Origin of the sequence: Polaromonas sp. (assembly GCF_013817205.1) — a bacterium.
Classification (GTDB): domain Bacteria; phylum Pseudomonadota; class Gammaproteobacteria; order Burkholderiales; family Burkholderiaceae_C; genus Polaromonas.
This window is the reverse complement of record NZ_JACDDD010000003.1, coordinates 85,020-91,878: the sequence shown is the minus strand read 5'-3', so window position 1 is coordinate 91,878 and position 6,859 is coordinate 85,020. Positions and strand designations below refer to the sequence as shown.

The 6,859-nt window shown below is 63.1% G+C and carries 6 protein-coding genes; 3 read left to right on the top strand and 3 right to left on the bottom strand.

Going from position 1 to position 6,859, the window contains the following annotated elements; genetic code table 11:
• Positions 1 to 87: 87 nt before the first annotated feature.
• The 3 genes from H0W47_RS01465 to H0W47_RS01455 all read right to left on the bottom strand — a co-directional run bounded on the left by H0W47_RS01465 (position 88) and on the right by H0W47_RS01455 (position 3,363).
• Complete coding sequence (locus H0W47_RS01465; RefSeq protein WP_296919682.1) at positions 88 to 522, bottom strand: type II toxin-antitoxin system VapC family toxin; 435 nt, start codon at positions 520 to 522, stop codon at positions 88 to 90.
• Entirely contained in the window at positions 519 to 824 is a 306-nt protein-coding gene (locus tag H0W47_RS01460; protein WP_296919680.1) for a type II toxin-antitoxin system Phd/YefM family antitoxin, read from the bottom strand. The genes H0W47_RS01465 and H0W47_RS01460 overlap by 4 nt, the downstream gene beginning before the upstream one ends.
• Positions 825 to 987: 163 nt before the next feature.
• Complete coding sequence (locus H0W47_RS01455; RefSeq protein WP_296919678.1) at positions 988 to 3,363, bottom strand: Tex family protein; 2,376 nt, start codon at positions 3,361 to 3,363, stop codon at positions 988 to 990.
• A 143-nt stretch (positions 3,364 to 3,506) separates the two neighbouring features.
• Here H0W47_RS01455 and H0W47_RS01450 point away from each other — a divergent pair, with 143 nt between their 5' ends.
• The 3 genes from H0W47_RS01450 to H0W47_RS01440 all read left to right on the top strand — a co-directional run bounded on the left by H0W47_RS01450 (position 3,507) and on the right by H0W47_RS01440 (position 6,844).
• The gene (locus H0W47_RS01450; protein ID WP_296919676.1) at positions 3,507 to 5,378 is read left to right on the top strand and encodes a monovalent cation:proton antiporter-2 (CPA2) family protein; all 1,872 of its coding nucleotides are present in this window, start codon (positions 3,507 to 3,509) and stop codon (positions 5,376 to 5,378) included.
• 94 nt (positions 5,379 to 5,472) lie between these two features.
• A complete protein-coding gene (locus H0W47_RS01445; RefSeq protein WP_296919675.1) occupies positions 5,473 to 5,991 on the top strand; it encodes a hypothetical protein in 519 nt (172 codons plus the stop codon).
• A gap of 157 nt (positions 5,992 to 6,148) precedes the next feature.
• Positions 6,149 to 6,844, top strand: a complete 696-nt coding sequence (locus H0W47_RS01440) for a thioredoxin family protein (RefSeq protein WP_296919674.1) — start codon at positions 6,149 to 6,151, stop codon at positions 6,842 to 6,844.
• Positions 6,845 to 6,859: the final 15 nt, after the last annotated feature.

Here is a 6,859-nt window from a genome sequence, read left to right as displayed (position 1 = left end):
CCACACGGATGTCCTGCGGGTTCAGGCCGTGCTGTTCAATATGCAGGCGCGCCTTGGGGCCGGCGTAGATGCGGAGGGCTTTGGCGCTCATGTGGCCAGCGCCCACGGATTGAACACCTGCGGATAGCGCGCAAAGTCGGCCACATTGCGCGTGACCACGGTCAGACCGTGGCATTGGGCGGTGGCCAGCAGCAAACCGTCCAGGGGCGAGACCGGCTGCCCTTCCAGCTCGGCCTGCGCGGACTGCTGTGCCCAGACGCGCCACACGGCCGCGTCCACAGGCAAGGTACGCGCGGCAAAGCGATCCGTCAGCTTGCCCAGCCATTCAGCCAGGTGCGCGGCACGCGCAGCGCTGCCATCTTTGGCGGCCAGCTTGAGGATGCCTTTTTCAATTTCGGCCAGACTCAGGGCGCTGATAAACAGGCCAGACTCGGTCTGTGCGTCCAGCCAGGCGATGACGCCAGCGTGCGGTTCGCGTTTGGCGTACTCCGACAGCACGCAAGTGTCGAGCAAGGCGTTCACAAGCTCAGCTCACGCACCGGGTTGACCCTGCGATTGCGTTCAAACAGCGCTTCATCGGCGGCGTCCAGTTCAGGACAGCGCAGCGCCTCCGACAGGCTTTGCGCCGGTGCCGCAACCGCCACCAGCCGCTCATAGGCTTCGGGTGACAAAACAACGGCGGCAGGCACGCCATGCACCGTAACGACCTGGGCCGGGCCACTGGCTGCGGCCTTGACGACGGCGCTGAAGCGGTTTTTGGCTTCTTGGAGCTGCCACTGCGGAAGCTGGGTATCGGTAATCTTCGGTGTAGGGGATGTTTGCATGTGACCTCCAGTATAAACATCTGGCTAGACTGTCTAGATTATAGGTCAGTCGACGGTTTCGCGCGATCCCGTCGGATTCGAAGATTGCTCTCATATTGATAGCTGTCAACGCAGGCGCAGCAGGGACCGGAGCCTAATTTCATGCTTGATTCTTGTCACAAGCCTATTTCTTGAGCCCTGCCAGCTTGCTGAAGGCCGATTCCATGGCCGTTGACGCCGCCGGCTGCGGCACCCTGCCCTGACCGCCGCCGTAATTGCCGCCGCGATTTTGCCCCTGGCCTGGCCGTGCGCCTTCGAAACGGTTGTCGCGCGGCGCTTCACGTCTGGCCGGCGCCGCGTCCAGCTTCATGGTCAACCCAATGCGTTTGCGCGCCACGTCGACCTCGGTCACGCGCACTTTCACGATGTCGCCGGTTTTGACGACTTCGCGCGCATCGGTGACGAACTTGTTGGACAACTGGCTCACATGCACCAGGCCGTCCTGGTGTACGCCGATGTCGATGAAGGCGCCGAAGGCGGCGACGTTGCTGACTGTGCCTTCGAGCGTCATGCCTTCTTTCAAATCCTTGATGTCTTCCACGCCGTCGTTGAAACGCGCCACCTTGAAGTCGGGGCGCGGGTCGCGGCCGGGTTTTTCGAGCTCGGCGATGATGTCCTTCACGGTGATCACGCCGAACTGCTCGTTGGCAAACAGCTCGGGTTTCAGCGTCTTGAGCATGTCGGCTCGGCCCATCAGCTCGGCCACCGGCTTGCCGGTGTGGGCCATGATTTTTTCCACCACCGGGTAGGTTTCGGGGTGCACCCCGGTCATGTCCAGCGGGTTGCTGCCTTCGGCTTGGCTGCGCAGGCGCAAAAAGCCGGCGCTTTGTTCAAAAGTTTTGGCGCCCAGGCCGCTGACCTTCAGCAAATCGGCGCGTGATGCAAACGCGCCGTTGGCGTCGCGCCAGCGCACCACCGCCTTGGCCACAGTGTTGCTCAAGCCCGAAACCCTCGCCAGCAGCGGCACGCTGGCGGTGTTCAGGTCCACACCCACGCTGTTCACACAGTCTTCCACTACCGTGTCCAGGCTGCGCATCAGGTCACTCTGGTTGACGTCGTGCTGGTACTGGCCCACGCCGATGGACTTGGGGTCGATCTTGACCAGCTCGGCCAGCGGGTCCTGCAGCCGGCGCGCAATGCTCGCTGCGCCGCGCAGGCTGACGTCTACATCGGGCATCTCCTGGCTGGCGAACTCGCTGGCGGAGTAGACGGAGGCGCCGGCTTCGCTGACCACGACCTTTTCAATCACTTGTTCGACTTTCGCCAAACCCTTGATCAGGTCGGCGGCGAGTTTGTCAGTTTCGCGGCTGGCCGTGCCGTTGCCAATGGCGATCAGGTTCACGCCGTGTTTCTCGCAGAGTTTGGCCAGGGTGTGGAGCGAGCCGTCCCAGTCCTTGCGCGGCTCATGCGGATACACCGTCGCCGTTTCGACCAACTTGCCGGTGGCATCGACCACTGCGACCTTGACGCCGGTACGTATGCCGGGGTCCAGCCCCATCACCACGCGCGGGCCAGCCGGGGCAGCCAGCAGCAGGTCGCGCAAGTTGTCGGCGAAGACCTTGATGGCGACTTTTTCGGCATCTTCACGCAGGCGGCTGAACAGGTCACGCTCGATGGACAGGCTCAGCTTGACCTTCCAGGTCCAGGCCACACATTTGCGCAGCAGGTCGTCGGCCGCCCTGCCCTTGTGGCTCCAGCCGAGGTGGATGGCGATTTTCCCCTCCGCGATGCTGGGTTTGCCCGGCTCGGGCATCTCGGGCAACAGCAGCTTGGCGTCGAGGATCTCGAGCCCACGGCCGCGGAACACCGCCAGCGCCCGGTGTGACGGCACGCGGCCAATCGGTTCGTCGTAGTCGAAATAATCCCGAAACTTGGCTGTATCGGCGTTGTTTTCATCCTTGCCGGCGACCAGCTTGGACGACAGCAGCCCTTCACTCCACAGCCACTGGCGCAACATCTGCAGCAGCGCCGCGTCTTCCGCCCAGCGTTCACTGAGGATGTCGCGCACGCCGTCCAGCACGGCCTGCACCGTGGTGAAGTCGTCACCGCTTTCCATTTTTTCGGCCTTGACGAAGGCCATGGCCTCGTCTGCCGGCACCAGCGAGGGATCGGCAAACAGCTTGTCGGCGAGCGGCTCCAAGCCGGCTTCACGCGCCATCTGGCCCTTGGTGCGACGTTTCTGCTTGAAGGGCAAATACAGGTCTTCCAGTTCCTGCTTGGTCGGCGCGGCGGCAATCGCGGCAGCCAGTTCGGACGTCAGTTTGCCTTGCTCCTCAATGCTTTTGAGCACGGCTTCGCGCCGCTCTTCCAGCTCGCGCAGATAGCCGAGGCGGAATTCGAGTTCGCGCAGCTGGATGTCGTCGAGACCACCGGTGACCTCCTTGCGGTAACGCGCGATAAAAGGCACGGTGGCGCCGCCGTCGAGCAGCTCCACCGCGGTTTTGACCTGATGCTCCTGGACTTTGATTTCGGCGGCGATCTGGCGAATGATTTTTTGCATGGAATGTCTGGAATACGCTGGGACAAGCTGGAAGGAAAAGGGGCGAGTTTGCCACATGCCGCAGCGCCGACGGGTCGCCAAAGTCCGCTACCATGTTCACCTCCCCTCCCCCTCTCATCCATCGAGCAGCACACAGGACATTCATGGCAGTCGAACAAGGCAGCGAGCTGGTCAAGGTGGTGGTTTTGCTGGGTGCTGGCGTGCTGGCGGTGCCGCTGTTCAAACGCCTCGGCCTGGGCTCGGTGCTTGGTTATCTGGCGGCAGGCCTTGCCATCGGCCCTTTCGGCATGGGTTTTTTCAGCGAGGCCGGGACCATCCTGCATGTGGCCGAACTCGGCGTGGTGATGTTTCTGTTCGTCATCGGCCTCGAAATGCAGCCGACCCGCCTGTGGAAGCTGCGCCGCGAAATTTTCGGCCTGGGCCTGTTGCAGGTCGTCGTTTGCGGCGCGCTGCTGACCGGGGTCGGCGTTCTGGCCGGGTTCAAGCTGCCGGTGGCCTTTATCGCGGCCATGGGTTTCGTGCTGTCCTCCACCGCCATCGTGATGCAGTTGCTCGACGAGCGCGGCGACACTTCGACCCCGCGCGGCCAGCGCATGGTGTCCATCTTGCTGCTGGAAGACCTGGCCATCGTGCCGCTGCTGGCCATCGTTGCTTTCATGGCGCCTGCTGCTGCGGGCGGCGTCTCACGCTGGGTCACGATTGGTGCGGCGCTGGCTGCCTTCGTCGGCCTGGTGGCAGTCAGCCGCTGGCTGCTAAACCCGCTGTTTCGCATCCTCGCCAAGGCGCATGCGCGCGAGGTCATGACCGCGGCCGCGCTGCTGGTGGTGCTGGGTTCTGCGCTGGCCATGCAGTGGGGCGGGCTGTCCATGGCCATGGGCGCGTTTGCCGCGGGCGTGATGTTGTCCGAATCGACTTTCAGGCATCAGCTCGAGGCAGACATCGAACCCTTCCGCGGCATTTTGCTGGGCCTGTTTTTCATGGGCGTGGGCATGTCGCTGGACATGCCGCTGGTGCTGGCCGACTGGCCGCTGATCCTCGGTGGTGTGCTGGCCTACATGCTATTCAAGGGACTGGGCATCTATGCGGTGGCGCGGGTTACCAGGTCCAGCCACGGCGACGCGCTGCAGCGAACGGCGCTGATGGCCCAGGGCGGCGAATTTGCCTTTGTGCTGTATTCGGCTGCGGCTGCGGCCGGGATTGTGCAAGCCAGTGTCAATGCGATATTGACGGCAACCATCATCATCTCGATGGCGCTGACGCCGCTGGCGGTATTTGCGCTGCGCTGGGTCACGCCCGCAGAGCCCGAGGCTGACCTGGACGGCATCGAAAGTGTCGAGGAAGCGCGCGAGATCAAGGGCAGCGTGCTGATCATTGGCTTCGGTCGCTTTGGGCAGATTGCCAGTCAGGCGCTGCTGGCACGCGGTATCGATATCGCGCTGATCGAAAACGACACCGACATGATCCGCAGTGCGGCCAGATTCGGCTTCAAGGTTTATTACGGCGACGGCACGCGCATGGACGTGTTGCACGCCAGCGGCGCTGCGCATGCACGGGCCATTCTGGTCTGCGTGGACAACAAGGCGGCCACCACGCGCATCGTCGAACTGGTCAAACACGAGTTTCCGCTGATACCCATCCTGGCGCGCTCCTATGACCGCCAGCACGCGATCGAACTGATCCGCAGCGGCGTGGACTACCAGATGCGGGAGACCCTGGAATCAGCCCTGGCCTTCAGCAGCGAGGCCTTGCGTCGCCTGGGCGTGGAAGAAACCGAAGTGGCCGAGATTGCCGAGGACATCCGCCGCCGCGACGCCGAGCGCCTGCAACTGCAGTTGTGCGGCGACATCAGCAGCGGCATTGACCTGATGCACGGTGGGCGCTGGACCCCGACCCCGCTCACGCGGCCCAAGCAGGCAGGCCAGGCACTCAATGAAGAAGCTGCCGACGTGATCGAGGAGGCGCCGCCCGCACCGCCGCACTCGCCGCCGGACCTGCGGCTGCCCGGCCCGGGCTGAGGCGTGGACGGAAGCGAGGATTCAGGCCTTTTTCCTACAGACGGCGCTGCCCTTGCCACAGAAGATGGGGCCTACATTCCGAGGAGTATTTAGCATGCGTATCCGAACCATGGTGTTGATTGTTGCCATTGTGTTGATGGTTGGTTTTGCCGCGCTGAACATGGATGAATTTACCCGCCCCGCCCTGTTAAGCCTGGGTTTCACCACGGTGCAGGCGCCTCTGGGCCTGGTCATGTTGGTGATTCTGGCGGCCGCGCTGCTGCTGTTTCTGGCCAGCACCTTGTACATCCAGAGCGCCCACCTGATTGAAAACCGGCAAACCGCGCGTGAATTACATGCCCAGCGCGACCTCGCCGACAAGGCTGAGGCTTCGCGTTTCACCGAGCTGCGCAGCTACCTGGAAGCCCAGGCACTTGCCGCCCAGCAACGTGAGGCGGCCCATGTCACGGTGATGTCCGAACGGGTGGCGCAGAGCCAGCAAGCCCTGGCCGAAAAAATTGACCAGTCCGGCAACACCCTGGCCGCTTACATTGGCGAGCTGGAAGACCGGCTGGAAAACCGTGATGGCGTCCCTCGTGCGCCTGTGCTGGCCGGGAGCCCGGTCCTGCGCTGAGGAAGTCTCGCGCATCTGCCCCGCAGCGGCTGTAAGAAGTCGCCGTGCCGCGCGACCAACCGGAACACCGATCAAAAGGATTCCGGCCATGTTTTCATCTGCTCCCAAAATCATAGCTGCCTGCGCTTTGCTGACGGGGGCTACAGTCACATTTGGCATGCAAAATCAATGCATCGCAAGTTCCGGCTCCTTGGTGACCCCGGTGCTGGAGCTCTACACCTCGGAAGGCTGCAGTTCCTGCCCGCCGGCTGACCAGTGGGTCTCGGGTTTCAAAGGCAAGGACGTGGTGGTACAGGCTTTTCACGTGGGGTACTGGGACCACATCGGTTGGGTGGACCGCTTTGCCAGCCCGGCCCACACCAGCCGCCAGCGCGAGATTGCTGCCCAAAACCGGCTGCGCAACATCTACACGCCGCAGGTGGTGGTCAATGGCCGGGACTGGCCGCAATGGGGTAACGCGCAGTCGCGCATCACCGGTTCCCGCAGCATTGCCACTGTCCATGTTTCCCTGAAGCGGCTGGCTGACGACCAGTTTGAAGCCACGGTCACCCAGGCGCCGGCGACTGACGCTGCGCAGGCATGGTCCGCCTACTGGACGGTGACCGAGCACGGCCACAGCTCAAAGGTCAAGGCCGGCGAGAACGCCGGGGAGTTCCTGAAACACGATTTTGTTGTGCGTCAGTACACCCAGGCAGGGGTTTACAAGAGCGGCAGCACACCGCAGAAACTGGCCTTTCGCAGCATTGCCGCCACGCCCGGCCATGAACGGCAGATCAACCTGGTGGTGTTTGAACCGCAAAGCGGCAAGACCTTGCAGGCGCTCAGCCTGAGCTGCTCGGCTGAGGTCCGCTGACTTTGATCTACCCCC

What these genes read in the sequence shown, in the direction of transcription:
- H0W47_RS01460 (WP_296919680.1), bottom strand. Translation starts at nt 824, where the DNA reads ATGCAAACATCCCCTACACCGAAGATTACCGATACCCAGCTTCCGCAG.
- H0W47_RS01455 (WP_296919678.1), bottom strand. Translation starts at nt 3,363, where the DNA reads ATGCAAAAAATCATTCGCCAGATCGCCGCCGAAATCAAAGTCCAGGAG.
- H0W47_RS01450 (WP_296919676.1), top strand. Translation starts at nt 3,507, where the DNA reads ATGGCAGTCGAACAAGGCAGCGAGCTGGTCAAGGTGGTGGTTTTGCTG.
- H0W47_RS01445 (WP_296919675.1), top strand. Translation starts at nt 5,473, where the DNA reads ATGCGTATCCGAACCATGGTGTTGATTGTTGCCATTGTGTTGATGGTT.
- H0W47_RS01440 (WP_296919674.1), top strand. Translation starts at nt 6,149, where the DNA reads ATGCAAAATCAATGCATCGCAAGTTCCGGCTCCTTGGTGACCCCGGTG.